At 43.8% G+C, this 25,570-nt stretch carries 30 protein-coding genes; 14 read left to right on the top strand and 16 right to left on the bottom strand.

The genetic code is table 11. The features are described 5' to 3' along the window. Positions 1-57: 57 nt before the first annotated feature. Positions 58-993, top strand: coding sequence for a UDP-glucuronic acid decarboxylase family protein (locus PN499_RS01560; RefSeq protein ID WP_272029820.1), 936 nt, complete (start codon positions 58-60; stop codon positions 991-993). Between the two features lie 144 nt (positions 994-1,137). Further along, entirely contained in the window at positions 1,138-2,529 is a 1,392-nt protein-coding gene (locus PN499_RS01555; protein ID WP_272029819.1) for a UDP-glucose dehydrogenase family protein, read from the top strand. 119 nt (positions 2,530-2,648) lie between these two features. On the opposite strand, the gene PN499_RS01550 is transcribed toward PN499_RS01555, so the two are convergent. The 13 genes from PN499_RS01550 to PN499_RS01490 all read right to left on the bottom strand — a co-directional run bounded on the left by PN499_RS01550 (position 2,649) and on the right by PN499_RS01490 (position 9,660). Then, positions 2,649-3,017 (bottom strand): helix-turn-helix domain-containing transcriptional regulator, encoded by a 369-nt coding sequence (locus tag PN499_RS01550; RefSeq protein ID WP_272029817.1) that lies wholly within the window; start codon positions 3,015-3,017, stop codon positions 2,649-2,651. Positions 3,018-3,021: 4 nt separating this feature from the next. Further along, positions 3,022-3,348, bottom strand: coding sequence for a type II toxin-antitoxin system RelE/ParE family toxin (locus PN499_RS01545; protein WP_272029816.1), 327 nt, complete (start codon positions 3,346-3,348; stop codon positions 3,022-3,024). 91 nt (positions 3,349-3,439) lie between these two features. Then, positions 3,440-5,077 carry a B12-binding domain-containing radical SAM protein gene (locus tag PN499_RS01540; RefSeq protein ID WP_272029815.1) on the bottom strand — a complete coding sequence of 546 codons (1,638 nt, stop codon included), beginning with the start codon at positions 5,075-5,077 and terminating at the stop codon, positions 3,440-3,442. 30 nt (positions 5,078-5,107) lie between these two features. Beyond that, entirely contained in the window at positions 5,108-5,362 is a 255-nt protein-coding gene (locus PN499_RS01535; RefSeq protein ID WP_272029814.1) for a SemiSWEET transporter, read from the bottom strand. Positions 5,363-5,400: 38 nt separating this feature from the next. Further along, positions 5,401-5,898 carry a DUF29 domain-containing protein gene (locus PN499_RS01530; RefSeq protein ID WP_272029813.1) on the bottom strand — a complete coding sequence of 166 codons (498 nt, stop codon included), beginning with the start codon at positions 5,896-5,898 and terminating at the stop codon, positions 5,401-5,403. A 540-nt stretch (positions 5,899-6,438) separates the two neighbouring features. Next, the gene (locus PN499_RS01525) at positions 6,439-6,558 is read right to left on the bottom strand and encodes a photosystem II reaction center protein J (protein WP_007358194.1); all 120 of its coding nucleotides are present in this window, start codon (positions 6,556-6,558) and stop codon (positions 6,439-6,441) included. 69 nt (positions 6,559-6,627) lie between these two features. Next, on the bottom strand, positions 6,628-6,750 hold the full coding sequence (locus PN499_RS01520) for a photosystem II reaction center protein L (protein ID WP_071592451.1): 123 nt from the start codon (positions 6,748-6,750) through the stop codon (positions 6,628-6,630). A gap of 9 nt (positions 6,751-6,759) precedes the next feature. Next, on the bottom strand, positions 6,760-6,897 hold the full coding sequence (gene psbF, locus PN499_RS01515) for a cytochrome b559 subunit beta (RefSeq protein WP_007358195.1): 138 nt from the start codon (positions 6,895-6,897) through the stop codon (positions 6,760-6,762). A gap of 21 nt (positions 6,898-6,918) precedes the next feature. Beyond that, the gene (gene psbE / locus PN499_RS01510; protein ID WP_007358196.1) at positions 6,919-7,170 is read right to left on the bottom strand and encodes a cytochrome b559 subunit alpha; all 252 of its coding nucleotides are present in this window, start codon (positions 7,168-7,170) and stop codon (positions 6,919-6,921) included. Positions 7,171-7,224: 54 nt separating this feature from the next. Next, positions 7,225-8,238, bottom strand: coding sequence for a photosynthesis system II assembly factor Ycf48 (locus tag PN499_RS01505; protein ID WP_272029812.1), 1,014 nt, complete (start codon positions 8,236-8,238; stop codon positions 7,225-7,227). Next, a complete protein-coding gene (locus tag PN499_RS01500; protein WP_007358198.1) occupies positions 8,225-8,560 on the bottom strand; it encodes a rubredoxin in 336 nt (111 codons plus the stop codon). The genes PN499_RS01505 and PN499_RS01500 overlap by 14 nt, the downstream gene beginning before the upstream one ends. 627 nt (positions 8,561-9,187) lie before the next feature. Continuing rightward, complete coding sequence (locus tag PN499_RS01495) at positions 9,188-9,460, bottom strand: type II toxin-antitoxin system RelE family toxin (protein WP_272029811.1); 273 nt, start codon at positions 9,458-9,460, stop codon at positions 9,188-9,190. Further along, positions 9,457-9,660 carry a hypothetical protein gene (locus tag PN499_RS01490; RefSeq protein WP_272029810.1) on the bottom strand — a complete coding sequence of 68 codons (204 nt, stop codon included), beginning with the start codon at positions 9,658-9,660 and terminating at the stop codon, positions 9,457-9,459. The genes PN499_RS01495 and PN499_RS01490 overlap by 4 nt, the downstream gene beginning before the upstream one ends. Before the next feature lie 313 nt (positions 9,661-9,973). Here PN499_RS01490 and PN499_RS01485 point away from each other — a divergent pair, with 313 nt between their 5' ends. Both PN499_RS01485 and PN499_RS01480 read left to right on the top strand, forming a co-directional pair. Further along, positions 9,974-10,204 carry a hypothetical protein gene (locus tag PN499_RS01485; RefSeq protein WP_272029808.1) on the top strand — a complete coding sequence of 77 codons (231 nt, stop codon included), beginning with the start codon at positions 9,974-9,976 and terminating at the stop codon, positions 10,202-10,204. Continuing rightward, positions 10,197-10,619, top strand: coding sequence for a retroviral-like aspartic protease (locus PN499_RS01480; RefSeq protein WP_272029807.1), 423 nt, complete (start codon positions 10,197-10,199; stop codon positions 10,617-10,619). The genes PN499_RS01485 and PN499_RS01480 overlap by 8 nt, the downstream gene beginning before the upstream one ends. 24 nt (positions 10,620-10,643) lie before the next feature. Here PN499_RS01480 and PN499_RS01475 read toward each other — a convergent pair whose 3' ends face one another. Then, a complete protein-coding gene (locus tag PN499_RS01475) occupies positions 10,644-10,769 on the bottom strand; it encodes a hypothetical protein (protein ID WP_272029806.1) in 126 nt (41 codons plus the stop codon). 280 nt (positions 10,770-11,049) lie between these two features. Between PN499_RS01475 and ndhC the strand changes: the two genes are divergently transcribed. The 8 genes from ndhC (at position 11,050) to PN499_RS01435 (ending at position 19,934) form a co-directional block, all read left to right on the top strand. Continuing rightward, positions 11,050-11,412 carry a photosynthetic/respiratory NAD(P)H-quinone oxidoreductase subunit C gene (gene ndhC, locus PN499_RS01470; protein ID WP_007358204.1) on the top strand — a complete coding sequence of 121 codons (363 nt, stop codon included), beginning with the start codon at positions 11,050-11,052 and terminating at the stop codon, positions 11,410-11,412. Beyond that, complete coding sequence (gene ndhK, locus PN499_RS01465; protein WP_272029805.1) at positions 11,403-12,125, top strand: photosynthetic/respiratory NAD(P)H-quinone oxidoreductase subunit K; 723 nt, start codon at positions 11,403-11,405, stop codon at positions 12,123-12,125. The genes ndhC and ndhK overlap by 10 nt, the downstream gene beginning before the upstream one ends. Then, entirely contained in the window at positions 12,118-12,621 is a 504-nt protein-coding gene (locus PN499_RS01460; protein ID WP_272029804.1) for an NAD(P)H-quinone oxidoreductase subunit J, read from the top strand. Before ndhK ends, PN499_RS01460 begins: the two co-directional genes overlap by 8 nt. 682 nt (positions 12,622-13,303) lie before the next feature. Beyond that, positions 13,304-15,265 (top strand): SdrD B-like domain-containing protein, encoded by a 1,962-nt coding sequence (locus tag PN499_RS01455; protein ID WP_272029803.1) that lies wholly within the window; start codon positions 13,304-13,306, stop codon positions 15,263-15,265. A 653-nt stretch (positions 15,266-15,918) separates the two neighbouring features. Beyond that, positions 15,919-18,360 carry an SdrD B-like domain-containing protein gene (locus tag PN499_RS01450; RefSeq protein WP_272029802.1) on the top strand — a complete coding sequence of 814 codons (2,442 nt, stop codon included), beginning with the start codon at positions 15,919-15,921 and terminating at the stop codon, positions 18,358-18,360. 34 nt (positions 18,361-18,394) lie between these two features. Next, the gene (locus PN499_RS01445; protein ID WP_272029800.1) at positions 18,395-18,529 is read left to right on the top strand and encodes a hypothetical protein; all 135 of its coding nucleotides are present in this window, start codon (positions 18,395-18,397) and stop codon (positions 18,527-18,529) included. 138 nt (positions 18,530-18,667) lie between these two features. Further along, complete coding sequence (locus tag PN499_RS01440) at positions 18,668-19,528, top strand: SDR family oxidoreductase (protein ID WP_272029799.1); 861 nt, start codon at positions 18,668-18,670, stop codon at positions 19,526-19,528. 283 nt (positions 19,529-19,811) lie between these two features. Next, the gene (locus PN499_RS01435; protein ID WP_272029798.1) at positions 19,812-19,934 is read left to right on the top strand and encodes a hypothetical protein; all 123 of its coding nucleotides are present in this window, start codon (positions 19,812-19,814) and stop codon (positions 19,932-19,934) included. Between the two features lie 70 nt (positions 19,935-20,004). On the opposite strand, the gene PN499_RS01430 is transcribed toward PN499_RS01435, so the two are convergent. After that, a complete protein-coding gene (locus tag PN499_RS01430; RefSeq protein ID WP_272029797.1) occupies positions 20,005-21,036 on the bottom strand; it encodes a hemerythrin domain-containing protein in 1,032 nt (343 codons plus the stop codon). 889 nt (positions 21,037-21,925) lie between these two features. On the opposite strand from PN499_RS01430, the gene PN499_RS01425 reads away from it, so the two are divergent. Beyond that, on the top strand, positions 21,926-23,191 hold the full coding sequence (locus PN499_RS01425; protein WP_272029795.1) for a M16 family metallopeptidase: 1,266 nt from the start codon (positions 21,926-21,928) through the stop codon (positions 23,189-23,191). A 231-nt stretch (positions 23,192-23,422) separates the two neighbouring features. Further along, positions 23,423-24,685 carry a M16 family metallopeptidase gene (locus PN499_RS01420; RefSeq protein ID WP_272029794.1) on the top strand — a complete coding sequence of 421 codons (1,263 nt, stop codon included), beginning with the start codon at positions 23,423-23,425 and terminating at the stop codon, positions 24,683-24,685. 244 nt (positions 24,686-24,929) lie between these two features. Here the strand turns inward: PN499_RS01420 and PN499_RS01415 are convergent, their stop codons facing one another. Further along, positions 24,930-25,535, bottom strand: a complete 606-nt coding sequence (locus PN499_RS01415) for a Uma2 family endonuclease (protein WP_272029793.1) — start codon at positions 25,533-25,535, stop codon at positions 24,930-24,932. Positions 25,536-25,570 lie beyond the last annotated feature (35 nt).

Genomic DNA, 25,570 nt, shown 5'->3' with positions numbered 1-25,570 from the left:
GTTTAGAACGAAATATTTGTACCGTAGCTCGATCTCAACAACTCAGAAACGCAAATAATGAGAATATTAGTCACAGGTGGAGCAGGTTTTATCGGTTCCCATCTCATCGATCGCTTAATGGCCCAGGGAAATGAGGTAATTTGCCTGGATAATTTTTACACCGGGACTAAGCGCAACATCCTCAAATGGATGGACAATCCTTATTTTGAACTGATCCGGCACGACATTACAGAACCAATTCGCTTAGAAGCCGATCAAATCTATCATTTAGCTTGTCCAGCCTCGCCAGTTCACTATCAATATAATCCCGTCAAAACCATTAAAACTAATGTGATGGGGACAATGAATATGCTAGGCTTGGCAAAGCGGGTGAAAGCCAGAATTTTGTTAGCATCCACCTCTGAAGTTTACGGAGATCCCAACGTACATCCCCAGACAGAGGATTATTGGGGAAATGTCAATTGTATTGGAATTCGATCGTGTTATGACGAAGGCAAGCGAGTAGCTGAAACTCTAGCCTTTGATTATCACCGTCAAAATGGTGTGGACATTCGGGTAGTGCGAATTTTTAACACTTATGGCACTAGGATGTTAGAAAATGATGGTCGAGTGGTAAGTAATTTTATCGTCCAAGCTTTGCGAGGAATACCGCTAACTGTTTACGGAGATGGTTCTCAAACGCGAAGTTTTTGTTATGTTTCCGACTTGGTAGAAGGAATAATGGGCTTGATGAATGGTGATAACATTGGGCCTATGAATTTAGGAAATCCGGGTGAATATACGATCTTACAATTGGCTCAGAAAATTCAGGAGATGGTGAATCCAGGTACGGAAATTATCTATAAACCTTTACCGCAAGATGATCCAAAACAGCGACAGCCGGACATTACCCGTGCTAAAACTTGGTTAGGGTGGGAACCAAAAGTACCGCTGGATGAAGGTTTGAAGTTGACTATCGATGATTTTCGCGATCGCCTTCTGGGAAATGGTTAATTGTTGGTTGTTAGTGGTTAGTTGTGGGTTGTTAATTGTTAGTAGTTAGTAGTTAGTGGTTAGTTGTTGGTTGTTGGTTGTTAGACATTAGCCATTAGCCATTAGCAATTCCTAAATTTCATTACTTACTTTGAGGATAATTGTATGCGTGTTTGTGTCATTGGTACTGGATACGTTGGCTTAGTTACAGGAACCTGCTTGGCTCACATCGGTCATCACGTCATCTGTGTAGACAACAACGAAGAAAAAGTAAAGTTAATGAAATCTGGACAGTCACCGATTTTTGAGCCAGGACTGTCAGAAATTATGCAGTCAGCTTCACAATCTGGAAATCTAGAATTTACCTCTGATTTGGCCGCAGGGGTAGCTCACGGTGACATTTTATTTATTGCAGTGGGAACGCCTCCTTTACCTACTGGTGAAAGCGATACCCGCTACGTGGAAGCCGTCGCTCGCGGAATTGGTGCTCACTTGGATGGGGAGTACAAAGTAATCGTAAATAAATCCACAGTACCAATTGGTTCTGGCGACTGGGTGCGGATGATTGTACTTGATGGACTCGCAGAACGCCAAAAAGCTAAGGTAGGAGATGGCGAGGTTAGTAATGAAGAAGTTGCAGCCAAAAGTGGTGTTCAATTTGATGTAGTTAGCAACCCAGAATTTTTACGAGAAGGTTCTGCTGTTTACGATACTTTCAACCCAGATCGAATTGTTTTAGGTAGCAACAGTCAGCGCGGAATTGATATGATGGTGCAACTCTACACGCCGATTATTGAGCGCAAATTTGCTGACAATATATCTTTACCCCCCGTACCAGTGGTGGTGACTGATATCAGTTCTGCGGAGATGATTAAGTACGCAGCTAATGCTTTCTTGGCTACTAAGATTAGCTTTATTAATGAAGTCGCAAATATTTGCGATCGCGTCGGCGCAGATGTAGTACAAATTGCCAAAGGTATCGGTTTAGATTCCCGGATTGGTGGCAAGTTTTTACAAGCAGGAATTGGCTGGGGGGGTTCGTGTTTCCCGAAAGATGTTTCCGCTTTAGTTCATACCGCTGATGATTACGGCTATGACGCACACTTGCTGAAAGCAGCAGTCGAAGTTAATGAGCGCCAGCGCACAATTGCGATTGAAAAATTGCAGCAAGTGCTGAAAATTCTTAAAGGTAAAACAGTAGGATTGCTTGGCTTAACTTTCAAGCCTGATACTGACGATTTGCGCGACGCACCAGCATTGAATTTAATCGAAAATCTCAATCGATTGGGAGCAAAAGTTAAAGCTTATGACCCGATTGTTTCACAAACGGGAATGCGTCATGGTTTGTCTGGAGTGATGGTAGAAACAGATCCCGAACGCTTAGCAGATGGTTGTGATGCTTTGGTTTTAGTCACTGACTGGCAACAGTTTCGCAACTTAGACTATGCAAAAATGGCGAAGTTGATGAACCATCCAGTGATGATTGATGGTCGCAATTTCTTAGACAGAAAGAGTCTGGAAGCTGTTGGCTTTCACTATGTGGGGATTGGTCACTAGAGCTGTTGAAAGCTAAATATGTCAACTAATAGCTAATAGTTAATTGTAAAAATCGGCAATTAACTATTAGCTATTTAAAGCGATGTATTTATTTAATTTGGATTTTCTCACACTCTCTTTTAAGAACTTTGCGAAACGCTTAACTCAGATTGAATTTCAGAAGTCTTTATGCTTTCTTCTGCTTCGCAAACAGTAACAGTGAGCTTTAATCCGATAGCTTTTAACCAAGTACCTAGATTATAAATTACATCGCTACCCTGTTGTGAAAGAATTTCATCTAGTTTCTCTAAGTGTATTTTAACTTCTTCAATGGTCATTTTTTGTTCGCTAAGAGCTTCAAGTACATGACTAAGAGCCAACCGAATTAATTGAGGTGTTGGTTCTTCATCTTCCTCTAATTCAAAATGAGTTTCTAAATAGAGAGCAGCAAAATTTGGGTCTTTGAGTTGTTTAATGAGAAAAGAATGATAAGGTAAACTTTTAGGCATGATTTTAACTCCTATAATCTGTCCAGTACGCGATTGCTTGGTAAATATCTCTATCTTGAGTGCTTTTATCTCCACCGCAGAGAAGAAGTACAATTGTTGTGCCAACTTCTCCGAAATAGACTCTGTACCCAGGGCCATAATCTATCTTTAATTCAAATACTCCTTCCCCTACAGAACGACAATCTCCTAAATTGCCTAAACTAACTCGGTTAAGTCTTTTGGTGATAATAGTTTTGGTTTTACTGTCTCGGATTGAATAATACCAATCCTCGAATGGAACTCTTCCCTCTGAGGTAGTGTAACGTTCAATTTCTCTGGGTTGTACTTCCATAATTGTATTATAAGCAATTGCCCCTCATTTTGAGGAGTTCCTGATTTTATCATTTATGCAACTATAACTAACCTCTTTTTGCTTTTATTTTCTAAACTCTTAATTCCGTAACTTCGCTATAAAAATGACTTTTTGCATCCCCTAAATGCTTTTTCAAAGTCTCAACAGGTAGCGGCCCTTTTAAGTGACTCCAAGGTAAAACTAAATCTAATTCCCACTCAGCATAAACGTAGAAATCCATCTCAGGTAACTCTCCCCGTAACTCCTTAAAAGCACGGCGATAACTACCCAAAGAATCCCCATAATGCCGCACCAATTCTAATAAATTCGATAACCTTCTATCTCCCCGCGATAGCAATGCCTGAATTACAGACCAATTATAACTTTCAGGTCGAAATTCTAACCCCAACTTTCGTAAATCTTTCTCTAACAACTTCAACCTTTTCTCAGCATCTTTATTTACTCCAAACCATTGAAAAGGGGTGTGAGATTTCGGGACAAAAGTGCTGCATCCAAGAGTTAAACGTAAACCAGGAGCTGATTTTTTAATATCGCGCATCATTGCCACAGTTTCGTTTAAATCTTCTGATTTTTCACCAGGAATTCCCACCATTCCATAAAGTTTAATTCCCTTTAATCCCCCAGCTTTAGCATTGATAGCAGCCTGAATAATCTCATCATTACTTAGTTTTTTGTTGACAATTTTGCGAACTCGTTCGCTACCACTTTCTACTGCTATCGTAATAGAACGAGTATCTCTTTTAGCTAGAGTTTCTGCGAGTTGTACCGTTACAGTATTCGTCCTTACTGATGAAATGCTCAACCGCACTTCATCATATGTAGGTTGACTTAAATAATCTAATAATTCCTCAAATTCTGGGTGTTGAGTCACAGAAGCGCCTAGCAAACCTAAGCGATTTGTCACTGTTAAACCACGTTCAATGGCTGGAATTAATGAGTCTTCAAAACTTGCAGTTCTAAATGGTAATGTTAGATAACTTGCTAAACAAAAGCGACACATTTCTGGACAACTGCGAACCACTTCCACCATGTAAATATTTTCCCAAGCTGCTTTTTCTGTGACTACAGTTGAAGCAGATAAAACATTTCCGCGATAAGTTTGTTTTTCCACCTGTGCAGGGATTTCTGCATCTACTGGCAAAATAGACTTGATGCCACTAGCCGGAGCGTGATAAGTTACTTCATATAAACTAGGAACATAAACACCTGGTATTTGTGCTAAATGGCGGAGTTTAGTTTTTCTATCTGCTGTTCTAACTTCTTTGTAAGCATTAATGAAATTAGCAAGTAGATTTTCGCCATCACCTAGTAAGATTACATCAAAAAAATCAGCAAAAGGTTCAGGATTAGCAGTAAAAACTGGGCCGCCGCCAAATATAATCGGATGAATATCTGTGCGTTTTGATGCCCAAATAGGTACTTCTAAAAATTCCAATAAATTGAGAATATTGACATAATCGAGTTCCCAAGATAAGGAAAAACCCACTAATTCTGGCTGTCTCGGTAATTGTTCGTGGGTATCAGTAAACAAGCGGCTGACTTCGATATCACTCCGGGTTGCTAAAGTTGCCCACACCACCTGATAGCCAAGGCTAGTGATGCCAACAGTGTACTCGTTGGGAAAAGCAAAAATTGTGGGGATAGCATCAGCGTTAGGGGTTGCTGGCGTAAACAGGAGGCGTTCAGAGGAAAATAGGTCAGGAGTCACTGGCAGATTCAGCTTTAGCTGGATAATATCTCATTCATATCTAATTTTAAGCCATAAAATCGCTAAATTAAGAATTAATGTAACTGCATTGGCAAGAATAATGGCTAAATCTTGACGAAAAACCCCGTATATTAACCAGAGGAAAATCCCGATACAGAAAGTAATTAGCATTGACACAGAGACATCTTTTGCGGATTTTGTTTGCCAGGTTTTAATCACTTGAGGTAGAAATGCACTGGTTGTCAATGTAGCGGCTGTTAGTCCTAAGATTGTGATTAAATCCATTAGAATGTTTAAGCGTAAGGTTAGCGGAAATTTATGCACTATTCCATCAAATCATCGGTCGCCAATTCACCCGGATAAAAGCTATCGCTCAAAATCTCCTCCAGTGAATAACAGCAATCTAGCGGAAAAGTTTTAATCGGCAAATTTGTTTCTCCCGCCGCCAAATCCCTACCATTTTCATATATCTTTTGCAAAGATTCCTGAAGATAGGGTTTGAGACGCGGATTTTCCTTCACCAGTTCCAGAGTATCGCGACGCTGTACGCGAATCGTCATTAACCAACTACGACTCCGCCGATTAGATTGATATTCCCATTTCAATAAATGTCCAATCAAAATACTCAAACGATTTCGCAATTCAGAACGCTGCTGTTTTCCCCAAGATTCAATCTCCTCAATTAAATTAACTAAATCTAACTGACTCCATTTACCATCCCGTAAAAATTCTGCTTGTTTCTGAGTCCAAGCATAAAAATCAGCATCATAAAGACTTAGTGCCACACTTTCCATTTCCTGTTCAGTTTGTGATGTCTGCATTGTGTAATTAAAACCTCAAAACTATGAGTTCAATATAATTTTATTCTGAGTGCAATTACTATGTCATTGCGAGTGAAACGTTGGCGTAGCCTGCCCGTTAGGGCTTAGCAATCGCGAAGACAGGAGATTGCTTCGTTCCTCGCAATGACAAACTTATCTATCATTACTTGCATCAACTATAACAACCTAGCAAACTAGCCAACCCCGTCCTACCAACCCAACTACAATAGGACTTACGCAGGGAGTCCCAGAAACCGGGTTTTTGAGCTCGTATGTAGGTCAAAACGAAATATTTTCCTAAAAAACCCGGTTTCTTTAGTTGATTCCGTAAGTCCTGTACAAAAAATCCCACTCGTAAAAGAGCAGGATTATATTACAAATATACAAAAAAGTCAAGGCTTTTAATTACTCTTCGCGCCCATTTTTAAGGGGCTTGGGGAGATATTTCAGAATTAAAAACGTCCAATTAAAAATTGGAAATTGCTAAGATTTATGCCATTTTTAATCTTTAATTTTTAATTCCTCTCCCCTGATTCTCTGTTAGATAGAAGAACCCAAACCAGCGTAAGCTCCGTAAAAGAAAATACCCAAAATCGTCAGTACGCCCATACCAGCAACAGTTGCTACAAGCCACAAAGGAATTCGACCAGATTGAAGCACAGCGTTCACCTCTTAAATCAAAACTAAACAGACCTAATCCAAAAAACTCGAAATCCGTTCAAATTCTAGTTAGTTAAAGAAATAACTAGAAAATAGGATACCCAATGTGAAAATCAGCAACAGACCCAAATACAGAGAAGTCCGGTTTAACTCAACAGGCTGTGGATTGGGATTTGGAACTCTTTCAGGCATTATAAACTCCTATCGTTGAATAAACTGCATAGCTGCGATCGCGCCCAAAAAGAAAATTGTGGGAACGCCAAGGGTGTGAACTGCCAACCACCGCACCGTAAAAATCGGATAAGAAACTGGCTCGTTATTAGGGACTCTGCTAGTCATGCTTTCAAACTCCTTTTTAAATTACTTAGCAATGAACTGATCGACTTGTTTCTTAGCTTCAAAACGGTCTGATACGATCGGCACTTCTTGGCGAGTCTGAGTAAAATACTCATTCGGCCGAGGAGTCCCGAACACATCATAAGCTAAGCCTGTCTGTACAAACAGCCAGCCAGCAATAAACAGCGCGGGAATGGTGATGCTATGAATCACCCAATAGCGCACGCTCGTAACAATGTCCCCAAACGGACGCTCACCAGTTGAACCACCAGCCATTTAGATACCTCCTAGAAAACAGCTCAACACAAAATCTTTAAGACAATTTTACTATCAAGCAGGTTGCGCCGATCCCTGATATTTCAATAGAGTTCCGGTCGCACCGATAATAAACCCTTTCTCAGGAGTCATAAAGACAATTTTGTAAAAATTAGCGGGCACATCCTCAACCTCGCGGTCTTTTTGCCAAGTTTTCCCGCCATCAAAACTGCAAAGCAAATTGCCACCGCCACCAGCCAGCCAAATCTCATCGTTCGTGCGGTAAACCAAATCTAGCAAACCCCAACTCGCTTTGCGATCGGGACTAAAAGGTTCTCCCCACTCATCCCGATTTTGAGGATCGCTAAATTGAATTTGGCCGCCTCTCTCCAGCATCCACAAACGCCCATCCTTGCCAAACCCCATATTTTGGAGACGGCGAGAACTATTACGGTTGTAGGGAGTCCAAGCATCCTGTCCCGGTTGCCAAATGGAGTAAAAATTACCCTTTGACGAAACCGCCACATACTGCCCGTCAGGGGAACGGTTGATATTGCGAACTACCCCAAAAGCTTCTTGTACTAAAGCTTTCCAAGTCTTACCGCCATCAGCAGTCTGATAGATCGCGCCTACATCAGTGGTCATCTCGGCAGACTGGGGCCCTAAAGCTACAATCGTACTGGGAGAACCGGGAAGCTGGCTACTTAGAGCAATGCGAGTCCAAGATTTACCCTCATCCTCAGTGTGCAGCAAAACGGAAGGCTGTCCGACAATCCACCCTTCCGAACCGGAAAAACTCACCGAGGAAAAACGGGACATCGCATCTTCTAAATTTAGAGCGATCGCCTGCCAATTTTCCCCGCCGTCTTTTGTTTCCAGTAAAGTAGTGTCAGAACCCACAATCCAGCCATGCTGAGGATTGCCAGTAAAGGCGACATCCTGCAAATTAGCTTTAGTTGGCAGAGGAACTACCTTCCAGGGGTTGTAACTCACAGAAGGAATAGTGCTGCAACCCGCACAGATTAGCACAGCAACCAATAAGATTACAATTCGTTGCCAAACTCTCACAATCGTCTTACTGCAAACCATATAAACTCAGCAACAACAAGAAACCAACCGCTAAGCCGCCAAAAATCAGCAAACTTTTCTGGGATTCACTCATAGTATTGACACCCAGCCCGTAGCGCCGATTTTCCTTGAATCCAGAAGCGCCTTCAGTCTGGCCAACATTTTGAAATCGGGACTTCGGCGCACCGCAAGCCGGACAGCGCCAAGTCTGGGGCAAATCTTCAAAGGCCGTCCCCGGAGGGATCTGACTTTGAGCGTGACCCTTTCTCGGTTCGTAAACGTAGCCGCAGGCGCGGCATTCGTGTCGATCTAGCGTTTTGACTTCGGTGGCTGGATCGCCCATAGCTCAAAATAGAGTGTGTAAGTCAATCTTAAAATAACTATTAAAGATTATTACAGAATATGAGTCTGCGATCGCATATCTGGGAAAAAGGGAGCGCCTGTTTTCGAGATGGTGGGATTTCAGGGGGTGACAATGGTTCTGCGACTTTGCTGGGTCAAGGGTGGAGGGAGTTTTAGCTGGCTTAAGGTGAGTTTGAGGCGATCGGGTAGAGTTTACGTAATTTTTTGCCAGATGCCAAATTTGTCAATTTTAAAAGATTGCGACTTGTCAATTTTAAAAGAGTGCGATCGCGCCAGTAGACTCCCTACTATTAACCGATCCTTGGTTGATATTAAACCCCTAAAAGGTCGGAATGACTGGCGCTTAAGAGTGAGAGATTATCGGGTGCGGGTAATTTTTATAATTGATAATGAGAATAAAGTTTATTTTGTCACTAAGATTGTGTCGCGTATAAACTGGGGTTTGAAATTGCGCCTAAGCAATCTCACTAATAGGTGGTTATAAGCGATCGCACCTCACAAAAGAAAAGCGATCGCGATATTTTCCTGACCAATACGATCGCCCCTACATTCATATAAAGCGATCGCCCTTCCACACAAAAGAGCGATCGCCATTCATCAAAGTGATTTATGGGGGAAAGTAGCGATAAATATCTTTCCGGTGGAGAACCCTAGCAAAAGTAACAGTTTCGCCCTCAAAATAAAAACCTATTCGATAGTCGCCCACCCGAAGCCGATAGGCATTGTCATCGCCTTTTAATTTTTTCAAGTTAACAATTGTCTGTAAATCCGTAACATTTGGTATTTCTTCAAAAGCGATCGCCTTGATTTGCTCAAATACAGGTGTACTTTTAAGAGCTTTTAAATCCTTCAAAAAACTGGGTAGATATTCGACTTTCATTCTTGTTCCAGTTCTGCCATTGCTTGCTGTAAAGTTAACGGCTTTTCAGCTTTTACTTCGCACATAGCGAGGAGAAGTCCTTGCTCTTCGATCGCATCGAGAAGATATTGATAATCGGTATAATTGAGTATAACTTGACTAATGTTGCCTTCGGTATCGAAGATTAATTCTTTAGCAAGTGGATAGTCTTCTATTTTCATAAATTTGATATTGAGATGAGTGAGATGGGAATGATGCTTCTATTTTAACACCTATCTGTTTTTTGACAAGGTTTTAGGAGAGGCGATCGCGCTCTAAAATCTGTCTTCCCAAAAAGAGCGATCGTCCTTCGCAAAAGAAAAGCGCTCGCAATATTTTCGTGCCCAATCCGAGCGCCCCTAAATTGATATTGATATAAAGCCATCGCTCTTTTTTTACCCAAGATAAACGTGGCTGGAGGAGCGCTAAAAGATGATCGTCAATCTAGTTGACAAAAACGCAAAAATGTTGGTAACATAAATAGGATGAATATAAATGGAAATTTTAATTATGCCAATTGCACAACTATTTCCTCTACTTAGCAATTTATCTCGTGTGGATAAATTAAGAGTAATAGAATTTTTGGCCTCTGAGTTAGCAAAAGAGGAAGATTTGGCGAACTTAGACTCTAAAGATAATTATTTTGAGATGTTGCATAATTCCGATGAAGGAGCGCGTCAATTAGCACAGTTTTTAGAGGAACAAAAGAAACTGCAAAATGCTTAATGGTGAAAAATACTCTTTTGCCTCTCAATTGGATCGCTTTGACCAGGTATCTTATGCGCCTTATTTACCGATAAAATTAAGCTATCGGAGCCAGTCGATTGAGGTGATGGGGTTGCTGGATACGGGGGCAAGTATGAATGTTTTGCCTTATGAAATTGGGTTACAACTAGGGGCAGTTTGGGAGGAACAAACTTTTATTATTTCTTTGTCGGGAAATCTGGTAAATATCGAGGCTAGGGCTTTGTTGTTGTCAGGGACAGTCAGCAGGTTTGCACCAGTTAACTTGGCTTTTGCTTGGACTAGACAAAGAAATATGCCGCTCATTTTAGGAAGGTTAAATTTTTTGGCTGAGTTTGATGTTTGTTTTTATGTATCTGAACTAGGGTTTGAAATTGCGCCTAAGCAATCTCACTAATAGGTGGTTATAAGCGATCGCACCTCACAAAAGAATAGCGATCGCGATATTTTCCTGACCAATACGATCGCCCCTACATTGATATTGATGTAAAGCGATCGCCCCAATAATTCCTGTAGGGGCGGTTTTGCCCAAATCTTTGATACGCATCAACCAATTATAAAAAACCGCCCCCCAACCGATCGCACTTCAGTCCTGTATGATTTCCATTGTTATTTACCTAAAATTATGTCGAAACCTCAGATTAATTCTCACTCCGACGATGACCGAGGCCTTGGGTACGATCAGAACTTGACTACAAGCTAGACAGTGACGATCGCCATAATTTACCCATAACTCATTACCCATTTACCTTGCCCCTCCCACCCGCGATCGTATATTGTAAAGAACAAGTTACAAAACCCTTTTACAGAGGCAGTAGTCAACAACCGTGTTTGCACTCAGCGGCTACGAGTATTTCTTAGGCTTTCTAATCATCTCCAGCCTAATACCAGTTCTTGCCCTCACAGCGTCCAAGCTGCTGCGGCCCAAAAGCCGGCCCTACGACCGGCGCACCACCTACGAATCTGGAGTCGAACCCATTGGCGGAGCCTGGATTCAATTCAACATCCGTTACTATATGTTTGCTCTAGTCTTCGTCATCTTTGACGTAGAAACAGTCTTCCTCTATCCCTGGGCCGTCGCCTTCAGCCAACTGGGACTGCTAGCTTTCATCGAAGCCTTGATTTTTATCGCGATTCTAGTTATTGCTCTCGTTTACGCATGGCGCAAAGGAGCCTTGGAATGGTCTTAAGTTCTGATACACAAAAAACCCAACTTATCAACCCAGTTGAGCGCCCTGAAATTACCTCGCAACTGTCTGAGAACGTCATCCTCACCACAGTTGACGACCTCTACAACTGGGCGCGGCTATCTAGCCTGTGGCCGCTACTTTATGGAACAGCCTGTTGTTTCATCGAATTTGCAGCCCTAATTGGCTCCCGCTTTGACTTCGATCGCTTCGGTTTAGTCCCCCGTTCCAGCCCCCGGCAAGCCGACCTAATCATCACCGCCGGCACGATCACCATGAAATACGCACCAATCCTAGTGCGTCTTTACGAGCAGATGCCAGAGCCCAAATACGTAATCGCTATGGGCGCTTGCACCATCACCGGCGGAATGTTCAGCATGGATTCCCCCACAGCAGTACGCGGCGTAGACAAACTGATTCCAGTCGATGTTTACATCCCCGGCTGTCCCCCGCGCCCAGAAGCAATCATCGACGCAATTATCAAACTGCGGAAGAAAATCTCCAACGATTCTCTGCAAGAACGGGGTAACTTACAGCCAACCCACCGCTACTACACCAGAAGCCACAAGATGAAAGTCGTAGACGAAATCTTAGACGGCAAATATTTACAGGTTCCCACCCGATTCACACCACCCGCAGCATTAACCGAAGCAATGGGAATGCCCGTACCCCCCGCCCTACAAGCCAGTCAAAAACAGGAGGTGCCCCGTGCCTGATTCGCCAGCCCCAATTGTGGAAGCGGGTAAAGTTTCCCAATGGTTAACTCAGAATGGCTTTGAACACCAAGCCTTAGATCCAGACCATTTGGGAGTTGAGATCCTGAAAGTAGACCGGGAATTTTTAATCCCAATGGCAACAGCACTTTACGCTTATGGGTTTAATTACCTGCGGTGTCAGTGTGCTTACGACCAAGGGCCGGGGGAAGATTTAGTCAGCACCTACGACTTAGTTAAAGTGAGCGATAATTGCGATCGCCCCGAAGAAGTGCGCGTCAAAGTCTTTTTGCCCCGCGCAGACCCCCGATTACCCTCAGTTTACTGGATTTGGAAAGCCGCAGATTTCCAAGAGCGGGAATCTTACGATATGTACGGCATCGTCTACGAAGGCCATCCCAATCTCAAGCGGATTTTAATGCCGGAAGACTGGGTAGGCTGGCCGCTGCGTAAAGATTACATCTCCCCTGATTTTTACGAGTTGCAAGATGCTTATTAATTAAGTCAGAACTTACGCACGTTTAGGTCAGAAACCGGGTTTCTTCGTAGATATCTAGTTTAGAATCTTCGATTTTCTAAGAAACTCGGTTTCTTTGCGTAAGTCTTAATAAAGCTAATGGTATAGCAGGAGGCAGGAGGCAGAAGGCAGGAGGAAAATGCAATACTAGAAATAGTTTGGGCGATTGAGAATGTCCTAACTGTTGTGGTGGTTGATATAAGTAAATCCACCTAATTAAACATAAGATCGGGATGGCTAAAAAGCCGACTGTATAAACATTCTTCCTTCTCTCCTAGATAACTAAATTTTTCTTCCTTCTCTCCTAGATAACTAATTTTTTTTTCCTTTTTCCTTCTTCCTTCTACTTAAGTCAATTGAAACAGAACTGATTTGTATAAAAAATAGATACCATCTTATATTTAATTGAAGTGGTAGAAGCGGTGACTTATATAACTTTTAAATGTAGTTATCAAAGCATCCGAAAACAATTATTATGCTGAGCAAAAGCAGGAATATATAGAGAGACTTTTGCAATTGCGCCCAGACTTTTACATCATCTCTAATGAAACACCCTCGCCAGAGGGCCGCGTTATTTCCAGTTAAATTTGCTACTTTTACCAAAAAACTGCTAGATTTCGCTACAGCAACGCTTTAATCACATTCAGCACGCTAAAGCCTCATCATGTCAGAACCAACCAGCGGCATCAGAACCGGTAGCCAAACAGACATCGGCAACGTCAACTTTGGGAACGTCCAAGTCGGCGCGATCGGTGGACTCAAATTTAACGACCTCAACGCCAACGGATTCCTAGATCCAGGCGAACCCACACTCGCTAACTGGCAAATCTACCTCGACATTAACAACAATAGAGCACTAGATACCAATGAACCATCAACGTTAACCAATGCCCAAGGCAACTACTCCTTTGTCAACCTGCCACCGGGAACCTACACAGTTAGAGAAGTTCAGCAACCCAACTGGAGGCGAACCACTACCAATCCTGCCCCCATTACCATCATCAGCGGTACTAACGCCACAGGTGTCAACTTTGGTAATAACTTCTTCGCAGGTAACATCAGCGGGTTTAAATTTAACGACATCAATGCCAACGGTCAATTAGATCCGGGAGAACCTACACTCGCTAACTGGCAAATCTTCCTAGACTTCAACAACAATGGCAATATTGATGGAGGCGAACCCTCAACTTTTACTAATGCCGAAGGTAACTATGCCTTCGTTAATATCCCCCCCGGTAACTACACAGTCAGGGAAGTTCAGCAACCCAATTTTCGACAAACTACGCCTAATCCTGGCACGATCAACCTAACTCCAGGGGCGAATATTAGTAACATTAACTTTGGTAACAACTTCTTCACGGGTAGCATCAGCGGTCTTAAATTCAGTGACCTCAACGCCAATGGTTTCAGAGACGCAACAGAACCGACACTGGCTGACTGGCAAATTTACATAGATTCCAATAATAATGGCAGATTAGATACAGGCGAACCCAATACTTTCACCGATCGACAAGGGAACTATACTTTCGCCAACGTATCCTCTGGTACTTACTTAGTTAGGGAAGTGCTGCAACCAGGTTGGGTACAAACTACAGCTAATCCCGGCCCGATTAACATTAGTGGCGGTACTAATGCCGCAGGAGTCAATTTCGGCAATAACTTCCCCACAGGTAGTATTAGTGGCTTCAAATTCAATGACCTTAATGGGGATGGCGTAAATGAGCCACCAGAACCAAGAGTTGCCAATTGGTCTATCTACCTCGACCTCAATAACAACGGTAGCCTAGACAGTAACGAACCAGCGACTTTAACAAATCCCGAAGGTAATTTTTCTTTCATTAATTTGCCAGCGGGTACTTATTTTGTTAGAGAAGTTCAACAACCAGGATTTCGTCAAACTACGCCCAATCCTAGCCCGATTACCATCACCAATGGCACAAATGCCACAAACATCTCCTTTGGCAACAGCTTGGTGTTGGGCAATATCAGCGGTGTTAAATTCAACGATATCAATGCCAACGGTCGTTTAGATGCAGGGGAACCCCCGATCGCCAACACGCAAATTTACATTGACCTTAATAACAACAGCAGCTTAGACGCAAACGAACCTTCCGTCTTTTCAGATGCCCAAGGTAACTATAGTTTCCGCAATGTCCCTGTTGGAACCTATGTACTTAGAGAAATTGCGCCTCCCGGTTTCATCCAGACTACACCCCCTGCGATTGTCACCGTGAGTACAGACATCTCGGCCCGTAGTATCGATCTGCTGACGGGGACTTCTGAAGATGAGTTGGCAAAGAAATCCTTTGATAGCGATCCTGTGACCGATAGCAGCAGTAAACTAGAACAGGAGATTTTCAGGGCGGGAGTGGAACCCGATAGTTTCCTCGTGGGTGCGGCTGGCAGTGATGCCATTTTGAATTTTGACAGCGGTAACGACGCTAAAGACTTACTGAGTTTGGCTAATGGCTTAAGCCTCCCGCAACTCAATATTGCTCAGGACAAGAATGCTAACCCGATCCAAATTGGTAAAACAGGTGAATTAATAGCATCTATAAGCGGGGGGTCAGCCAGTGCGATCGTTGATAGCAATTTCGGTTTTTTAGCAGCATCCCCATTTGCATGAATGCTGAATTTGACCTCTTCCCTACCCCCGGATCGGGAAGAGGAAATTTATTCCTTTCTTTCTTTCTCCTTCCCTTGTAGGGAAGGGGCTGGGGAGGTTAAGTCTTTTTCCAATATGGGAGGCTCCCGGTTTTTTCAGGTGCGATCGCCTTTCTTCCCGGTTTTCTAAACAGCAATAACGGATAGGAAAGCAGTTAAAGTGCAATTGCCGTGATACTCTATTGTTGGCAACTTCCAACAGTAAGGTCTGGGTTCCGGGAGTCTGTTCGCTAGTTTGTATATTGGGAGCAGAATTCTAATGTACGGCTGGGGCTGACCTCGGAAAGAGCGAGAATTTTGTGGGGGCCAACGCACCGTTCCCATGTTTCAGCTCGATGACCCATCTGCTAGCAACCCAGCGATCGCATCTGCCCTACAATTTTTTAGGACGGAAGATGTTGGGTTGAAATTGCCAGAGTTGTTAAAAACCTGATATACTTTCCTGCGACAAAGCTTGAAGCATTTTCCTGTTGGATGAGGAACATCAGAGCAAGTGCAAACGTATTCAGTATGAGTGAGTAGCGGTTTTCAGCCATTAACAAAAACTAATGGGTGATTGACAAACCGATACATTAGTCTGTAATTTAATGGATTTAGGTGTGAAGGAGAGAAATCATGGCAGAATTAGAAGCTAGTCAAGTAAGTCCAGTAATTCCAAATCCGAGAGTGTTTGTCGGGGATGTCCCAGTCGGAATTACGGGTATTAAGTTCAGGGACGACAACGCTGATGGCCTCCGCCAACCTGGAGAACCCGGCATTGGAAATGTCACAATCTTCATAGATGCTGACAACGATGGTGTACTGGATACGGGAGAAACCAGTCGACTTACAGCATCCGACGGTAGCTTCACATTCCCTAACTTAGTACCAGGCACTTATGTGGTCAGGGAAGTCGTGCCGAACGGTTTCCGACCCACCACACCCCAGTCGCTGGCAGTCACCGTCAACAATAATGATGCCAGAATTACCTTTGGCAACTCTCCGACTGGCAGCCAGATCATTGGTTGCAAATTCCTTGACGTTGACAATGACGGCTTTCGGGATGGAAATGAGCCGGGTATTGAAGGTGTCAGAGTCTATATTGACAACAACAACAACAATACCTTTGATGCCGGTGAAACCTTTACCTACACAAATCGGGATGGCAGTTGGCAGTTCAGTAATTTGAACGCGGGCCTGTACCGAATTCGGGAGGAACGGCTCAACACGAACCCCTTAGAAAGAGATTTTCCCCAAAGCACTCCCCCCAACAACATTCCCAATCTCGACATCAACCTGGGCCAAAACGAAATCTGGGGTTGCGCGAATATTGGGAACACTCAACTCTATGAAATCCCCATCTTCAAATTCCGAGACACCAATCGCAACGGTACCTTTGAACCGGCACAGGGAGAAGTTCCGATTGCTAATGTTCCCTTCATCTTGGATATAAACAGGAACGGGGTTTTTGACGCTGGAGAACCCCTGCGAATCACAAACGTAGACGGACGTGCTAGCTTCAGAGATTTACTAGCGACCAACACTTACTCCTTACGGGAAATATTCCCAGGGACGCTCGCAAATGGCAGCCCTGCACTAATACCAGGCACTGACATCCCCACAGGTAACGCTAACGATCCAGTCTCCACGACTACCAATCCCCGCGAGATTGCCGTACCAGGCCCTCTGGTGCAACCACAATCACCCCTAGAATTCGCCATACCCGATTCCAATGCCGTTAATGGCATTCGGGTAATTAGAGCGAATTTTGCTCCGACTTTCCCCCCCACCAACCCGGAACCTTCTGTTACTTTTCCCTCTGTTCCTGCTAGTGGGACTTCCAGCGGTGGTGTCGGAAATACTCGACCTAATATCACGGTCTTCAAATACAATGACCAAAACGTTAACGGTCGCCGAGATGTAGGGGAGGTAGGCATATCAAACGTTCAAGTTTTTATTGACGCTAACGATAACGGTGCTGTAGATGCTGGAGAACAGTCAACTACCACCAATGCCGCAGGTGAGGCTGCCTTTACCAATTTGCCCGCAGGCAATTATGTAGTCAGGGAAGTCGTGCCGACTGGTTTCACGCCTACTATGGCTACGCGCGTTCAGTTTGACCTCAGCAACACTGATGCCCGGGTGATCTTCGGTAATGCCCTTAACAGCCGCATCACTGGGTGTAAATTCGAGGATTTAAACAACAACGGCTATAAAGATGGAAATGAGAAGGGGATTGCAGGGGTAACAATCGCGCTGGACTTGAATGGTAACAACGTCCTCGATGCCGGGGAACCCACCGTTGTCAGCGATACCTTTGGTAACTTCTCATTTAACAATTTGGCCCCAGGTTTGTATCGCCTCCGGGAAGTAACACCCACAGGTGCGATCAAGACTACTCAAAAACTTGACATCAATCTCGGCGCAAATCAAGAGTTTGGTTGTGCCGTAGTCGGTAACGGTCTGTTGTACAACCTCAACGTTGTTAAATTCCGAGATGACAACCGCAACGGTATCCAAGATGGTGGTGAACCGCCCTTGGAAAACATCCCCTTCTTGCTAGATTTGAACAGGAATGGGGTTGTGGATGCAGGCGAACAACTGGTAAGAACCACTGCTGCTGGTATCGCCACGTTCACTAATGTAGCGCCTGGGACTTACGATGTACTGGAAGTCTTCACGCCGGAAGTACAGAATCCTTTCCCAATTCCCACTGGGCCGAACCCTGTAACATTCAATGTACCGGGGCCGAATACAGCGCCAGTGGTATCGAATACAGCTACCCCAACTGCGAATGGGACAACTCCTTTATCTTCTGTCGGCGATCTGCTGATAGGTAAAAGTGATGGGGTGACTATTACTGCTACTGAAGCTAGCGATCCTTTAACGAATGGCGGTACGGTCACTCAACCGACAAGTGGAGTTGACAGTTTCAGTTTGTTGGCCCCTAATGCTGCTGCACCTGTTGTAACTGTTCCGGAGCCTGAATACGGCTCGAATCCTCTGTATATTGTGGCGCAAAATTCTCTTGACGAGAACTTGCTGGTGGCCGCTCCTGCTGCTAGTCAGGTATTTTAATCTCAATTAGCTGTTTGACTTAAGGCTTAATGCCTTGAGCAATATCTTTAAGCTGCACGTCAAAATCAAGTTTTGGCGTGCACTTTTTTTAGGCTGCAAAGATGTGCGATTGAATGAGATGGTCGATCGCGTTATAGGATCGATAGAGTGCGATCGCTCCCAATCTTAATGACCGACGAGTACAAACAAAGTCCACATCCGCAGACTTATAACTTAACTTTAGTCGTAGAAGTGGATCTGCTAAAAGAATGATTCACGCTCTGAGGGAAACCTTTATTTATGGAAGGTAGAACTTAGAGGTGATTTTATGCCGACACAAGAACAGACTTTACCAGCACAGCATCAAGAACAGCGTCCGGGGAGTGAATCGCAGATGACACCGCCACCTGAATCGCAGGCGGCTGAATATCGCGGTAGTGATAAATTGCGGGGGAAAGTAGCCTTAATTACTGGGGGAGATAGCGGGATTGGTCGCGCTGTAGCGATCGCATTTGCTAAAGAAGGTGCTGATGTTGCGATCGCCTATCTCAACGAACATGAAGACGCAAAAAAAACCCAACAATTAATAGAAGAACAAGGCCGCCGCTGTCTCGCGATCGCAGGTGACGTAGGTGATGAAAGCTTTTGTCAGAAACTTGTAGAACAAACTGTTAAAGCATTCAGCCATCTCGATATTCTAATCAACAACGCCGCCGAACAACATCCCCAAGAAAGCATTGAGGACATCACCGCCGAACAGCTAGAGCGCACTTTTCGCACTAACATTTTCTCCATGTTTTACCTAACAAAAGCCGCTCTTAAACATCTCAAAGAAGGTAGTGCAATTATTAATACCACCTCCGTAACCGCCTACAAAGGCAATCAACAATTGCTCGATTACTCCTCAACAAAAGGTGCGATCGTTGCCTTTACGCGCTCCTTATCTGGTAGCTTAGCCAAAAAAGAGATTCGCGTCAACGGGGTAGCTCCCGGCCCAATTTGGACACCACTAATTCCTTCTACTTTTCCTGAAGAAAAAGTAGAAAAATTTGGTGCAAATACACCGCTGGGGCGGGCTGGTCAACCCGATGAAGTTGCACCTTGCTATGTATTTTTGGCCTCGAAAGATTCGTCTTATATGACAGGTCAAATATTGCATCCCAACGGCGGCGACGTAATTAACGGTTAAAAATTATGCCCAGCGAAGATCGTTCGCAAAGCAAGGCGGACGCGCAAACAAAGTCCGCCTTCGCAGGCTAATTTTAGTATCAAAAAACCTAGGCGATAGATTTAAACAATTTTTTTTCCTAGTTATACCAAATCCGGGTTTATTGCCCCCTTTATTGTCATTGCGAGTTGCGAGTAACGAAGCAAACAGAAGCAATCGCCTAGTCTTTGGAATTGCTTCACAAAGTCAAGTGCTACGTCCAGGCTACGCCTACGCAATGACGACATAATTACTAATAAAGGGGATGACCAGGATTTGGTATAAACTACGGCAGACTTTATTTTTAGGAGCAAGTTATATTCTAATCGCCTGGACAAGTAAAGTTTTCCAAGCCGATATTGGTATTAACAATAATCCCACCATTTAGATGGTGGGATTTGTTGGTTGCAGATTAGCTATCTAACGCTTTTATTCAGCGAGAATTAGCATCTACTTAATTAGCGTATGCTGGAAGCCATCTGTTTTTGTAACTGGCTTTTTGCTTCCTTAAACTGAGTAGCCATTTGTTCCATTTGCACTTCGCTTAAGTTGCGGCGAATGTAAGGGAACAAATCATTTTCTTCTTGGCGGACGTGATCCTTAACATCAGCCATCAGCCTTTCAATTTTAGCTTTGAACTCAGAAGAACTGGGGCTAGTAGCCTTAATGTCAGCTAGCATTTCCTTCATTTGAGCTTGCTCGTCGTACAGCTCTTGGGTGTTATTGTAGTAGCTGCGGACTGCGGGGTAAACAACTTGCTCTTCTGCTTCTGCATGAACGCTTAAGTCTTTGTAAAGTTGACCGAAGAATTCTTGCAGTTTTTGGGGTTCGTTAGTAGCAGCAATTTGCATGAAAAGGGCATCGACTTTGCGATGATCCATCGAGATAATTTCCGTGATGTTCATCTCGTCTTTGCTACGACTAACAGCACCACCAATGACACCAGTTAAAGCAGCCATTGCATCTTGAACGCGGGCCCAAACTCCTTGATCGGGGTCTTTTCCTGTTAGTTCGCGGACACCGAGAACTTCTAGAATACCTTTAAGTTGCTCTTGGTGAGCGCGGTTTTCAAAGTTAACTGTATTGAGGGGGGTGATGGCGGCTTCAATGTCAGCACCAACTACTTGAGCTGCTTTGTGAATCAACAGTCCAGTCATTGTTTGTTTGTGCTTAAGCAGTTCGTGCTGGCCTACTTTTTCAAACAGTGTAAGTTCAGAACCTTTCATCAGTTTCTGAACTTCTTCAATCATTTTTACGGCTGTTTCTTTTGGCTTACCTTGAACGCCGTACTGAACGATAGTGGTTTCTAAGATGCCCAGGTTTTTGCGGTCGTCTTCGAGCATATCTCGGAAGCGATTGCAAAGGTCGGAGTCACTACATGACTGCAAGAACATTTCTTCATTCGCAATCAGTAGGTTTTGCAGCGCTTTCATGTCTGTTAGCTTACTGGCAATCGCTTGGCGCTTAGTATCCTCAAGTGTAGCTACCATGTAGGTTCTCCTCTTTGAAATAGTGTTCGATCGGTACACTTTTTAGCGTAGGAGAGGGTTCAAGTTACTTCCTCTTTCTCTCGACTGATTGAGGCTCAGTCGAAGGTGGTATTATTAGAATTTCAACTTAAATCTTGACTTCGGAAGTTAAGTATGCTCAAAATAAACTAGAATTTATCAAAGATACTGCATATATAGAAATCGTCGATTGAGTAGTTATAATGCTTGAGTAGTTATAATGATAGTAGCTAATAGCTTGTGGCTCTAGCCACTCACGCTTATTGAAAACTGCTAGATAAGGGTTCTCATCTTAAAGGCAATAACTTTTTGCTACAGCTCAGCGATTTATTGATTTTCCTTCCTTTGTTTTAAGATCGCCTATTTTCTTCTATTCCCCTGGGCTTTTCTCTCCTCTACAGTTAATTACCTAGAGGAGATTCTAGGTCGATAAAGTACGATCGCGTTTAATTACTCTGTCTCCTCTATAGTTAACTACCTACTGGAGATTGTAGGTTGATAAAGTACAGTCAGGTTTAAAGTTACTCTGTCAATATAGCAATCCTAAATGAATCGTAAATTTTTTACCCCACCCCAACCCTCCCCTTGCTAAGGGGAGGGAGTAAGAAATTCACAAATGATTTAGGATTGCTATAGTTGATATCCGAGCTCGATCGTATTCTATCTACCGGAAATCTGCTGTCAGTTCCGATCGGGTGCTACAAGTGTAAGTTTACAGCCAGGATTTCTGATTTATCCCCCTTGCCAGGAGCTTTAGCGACAAGATGAGCGATCGCGATCTCAATCTGTATCAATTTATTCCGAATTCAGCGTTCGCAAAGCGCTACCATAGTTCAATGTGAAGTTATGTAGAGTTTTAAGATTAATTAGTTTGTCTCAACTCCCCACTGCTTTAGAATTCCCAGCTCATGTATTGAAGCTGGACAACGGGTTAACAGTTATTCACCAATACATTCCTGCGACACCTGTAGCAGTGGTAGATGTTTGGGTAAAGGCTGGCGCTACCTTAGAACCCGATCCCTGGTCGGGGATGGCGCACTTTTTGGAACACATGATTTTTAAAGGTACCGATCGCATTGGCCCGGGCGTATTTGACCAAGTGATAGAAAATCATGGCGGGATGGCGAATGCAGCCACAAGCCACGACTATGCCCATTTTTTCATTACTACTGCGGTCGAATATTTTGAAGATGTCACAAATATATTGGCAGAGTTGCTGCTCCGGGCTGCGATCCCAGAGGGCGAGTTTAACTTGGAACGGGATGTTGTATTGGAGGAAATCCGCCAAGCTCAGGATAATCCAGACTGGATCGCGTTTCAAACTCTGATGGAGATAGTTTACGATCGCCACCCCTACAGACGCTCAGTCTTGGGGACGGAAGCGCAACTTTGGGAGCGATCGCCCGAAGAGATGCGTTCTTTCCACCGCTGTCACTACCAGCCCGAAAATATCACAGTGGCGATCGTGGGAGGAATTGAGCAAGGACGAGCTCTAGAGGCCGCGCAATTGGCTTTCGACGGTTTCTATGACAAGTGCTATTGTCCCAAACTGAAGGCAGAGATAGAGCCTCCAGTCAGAGGAATCCGCCGCGAGGAACTCTACTTGCCCAGACTGGAGCAAGCACGGCTGATGATGGCTTGGGTAGGGCCCGGAGTAGAGGAATTTGAGAGTGCTTATGGTTTAGACTTGCTCTCGGTGCTGCTGGGAGATGGGCGCTCTTCCCGCTTAGTTCGGGAACTACGGGAAGAGTTACAATGGGTACAGGCGATCGATAGCAGTTTCTCGCTGCAAAAAGATTCGAGTTTATTTACAATTAGTGCAGTCCTTGAACCGCAATTTATCGAAAAAGTTGAAGATAAGATCGGCGATCGCGTCTGGGAATTGCTTTCAACTCCGGTTTCTGACTCTGAACTGGCTCGGTGCAAACGACAGTTGTGCAACGACTTTGCCTTCTCTACCGAAACACCCGGCCAACTGGCTGGCCTTTACGGTTATTACAGCACAATTGCTGCTGCCGAATTAGCTGTCACTTATCCAGCTAAGATTAAGGAATTTCAACCACCAGAACTCCAGCGCTTAGCTCAAAAATATCTATCTCCCGCCCACTATGCAGCAGTGGCAGTCAAGCCACTCTGAATAATTAAAAATTAAAATTAAAAATTAAAAACATCAATTTAATTTTTAATTGTTGATTTTCTTCCGCTGTCGGTGATGAGTTAAAGCATTTTCAACTCAAAACTTCCCCCCTCCTTGCCCTTTCCTGAGCAGGTTTTGTAAGAAACTTGTCTATATAGTTGTAAAAATGAGCAGCTAAACCAATTCCTACAAACTCAAAACTCAAAACTCAAAATTTCCCCTTCCTAAAAAATGAACAGTGAAATTCACCGCACGGTTTTAGACAACGGTATTGTCCTGCTAGCAGCGGAAAATCCCGCAGCCGATATTATTGCAGCTCGTATTTTTCTAAGAGCAGGAAGCAGGTGCGTACCAGCTAAGCTTGCTGGACTTTCTCACTTGTTGGCGGCGGTACTAACAAAGGGAACCGAGAAGTTGTCTTCGCAGGAAATTGCCGAGTGTGTAGAGTCGGTGGGTGCAAGACTGAGTGCAGACGCTTCAAGTGATTATTTTTTACTGTCGCTGAAAACGGTTTCGGCTGACTTTGCAGAAATTTTGGAGTTGGCGGGGCAATTGCTGCGATCGCCCACTTTCCCGGAATCTGAGGTAGATTTGGAACGGCGGATCGCCATGCAAGCAATTCGCTCTCAGTTGGAGCAACCTTTTGCGATCGCCTTTGAGCAACTGCGGGAAGTGATGTACGAGGATCACCCTTACGCTTTCTCAACCTTGGGTACGGAAGCGACTATTGCTCAGGTGAGTCGTGCCGATATTCAAAACTACCATCAAACTTATTTTCGCCCAGATAATGTAGTCATCTCTCTAGCGGGGCGTATTAAAGCGGAGGAGGCGATCGCTTTAGTTACTAAGGTTTTTGGAGATTGGCAAGCGCCAGCAACCCCACTACCAACATTGAGCGTTGCACCGATCTCGACCAAACCTCGCCTCACTGTCACTCCTCAAGAAACTCAGCAGTCAGTGGTGATGCTGGGTTATCTGACACCAGAGGTGAATCATCCCGACTACGCAGCGATGAAGTTGCTGAGTACATATTTAGGTAATGGGCTTTCGAGTCGCTTATTTGTGGAATTACGGGAAAAACGGGGTTTAGCTTACGACGTTTCCGCGCTCTACCCGACACGCCTTGACAGTTCTCAGTTTGTGGTTTATATGGGTACGGCTCCTGAGAATAGTGCGATCGCTTTAGAAGGTTTGCAATCGGAAGTCGAACGCCTAGCCGCCGCGCCCTTGACAAGTGAGGAGTTGCAAGCTTGTAAGAATAAAATGTTAGGTCAGTATGCTTTAGGTAAACAGACTAATTCGCAAATTGCCCAAGTTTTAGGCTGGTACGAAATCTTGGGGTTGGGAATTGAGTTTGACCAACAATTTCAAACTGATATTGCTGCTGTTAGTGCAGATTTTGCTCAGGAAGCTGCTTGCCGATATTTTATTGAACCCTATATTTCTTTAGTAGGGCCTGCTGCGGCTGTTAATCAATTGGGGATACCTGCATAATTGGTAATTGGTAATTGGTAATTGGTAATTGCTAATCGCTAATTGCTAATTGCTAATTGCTAATTGCTAATTGCTAATCGCTAATTGCTAATTACCCATCTCCCCCATCCTGCCCTCCGATTAATTAAAAGTTAAAAATTAAAAATTAAAAATTAAATCTCACAATTTTTAATTTTGCATTTTTTTTAATTTTGCATTTTTAATTTTTAATTGATTAAGTTGCTCCCCCGCTCCCCCTCTTTCTTTAACGGGGTAGGATATCATCAAGACGAATTTGCAAGTTCTTTAACAGAGGAGAAATAATTGTTTGACCGAGGCGAAATTGTTTCTGAGTGTAATCTTCATCAATCAGTTGACAAACCGTAACAGTAGGTTGTTTAGGTTTACCAATAAAAGCCACGCCCCCCAACCCACGATAATCCACGATCCAATATTCAGGAATCCCTATAAAGGCATATTCTTCGACTTTTCGAGCATAATCTGTTTCCCAATTCGTGCTAACAACTTCTACCACCAATTTGATTGATCTTCCCAGTGTAATTACAGGTTCTCTTTCCCATAAAGGTTCGTTGATAAGAACGGTTTCATCTAACACGACAATATCAGGACGGCGGGCAGTAGCGGCATCTGCAAAGGGACGGATTAAACAAGTACGAGGAATAAACCAAGGGAGTTTTTCTGTAGTAATGGCGATGCCAATTTGAGTAGCTAGTTTGCCACTAACGGTTTCGTGGGGGCCTGTAGGTTCCATTTCAATTAATTCCCCGTCAGCCAGTTCATAGCGGGAGTTGTCACAATATTGTTCTAAGAATGTTTCAAATGTTAGAAGTTTTTGGGCGGTGTAGGTCATTTTAATGCTTGATTTGATATCTTTTGACGGGGCGT

This window comes from Kamptonema animale CS-326 (assembly GCF_028330895.1).
GTDB lineage: Bacteria > Cyanobacteriota > Cyanobacteriia > Cyanobacteriales > Microcoleaceae > Kamptonema > Kamptonema formosum.
Note: the sequence above shows the minus strand (reverse complement) of the source record. Positions and strands in the feature narration are given on the sequence as shown.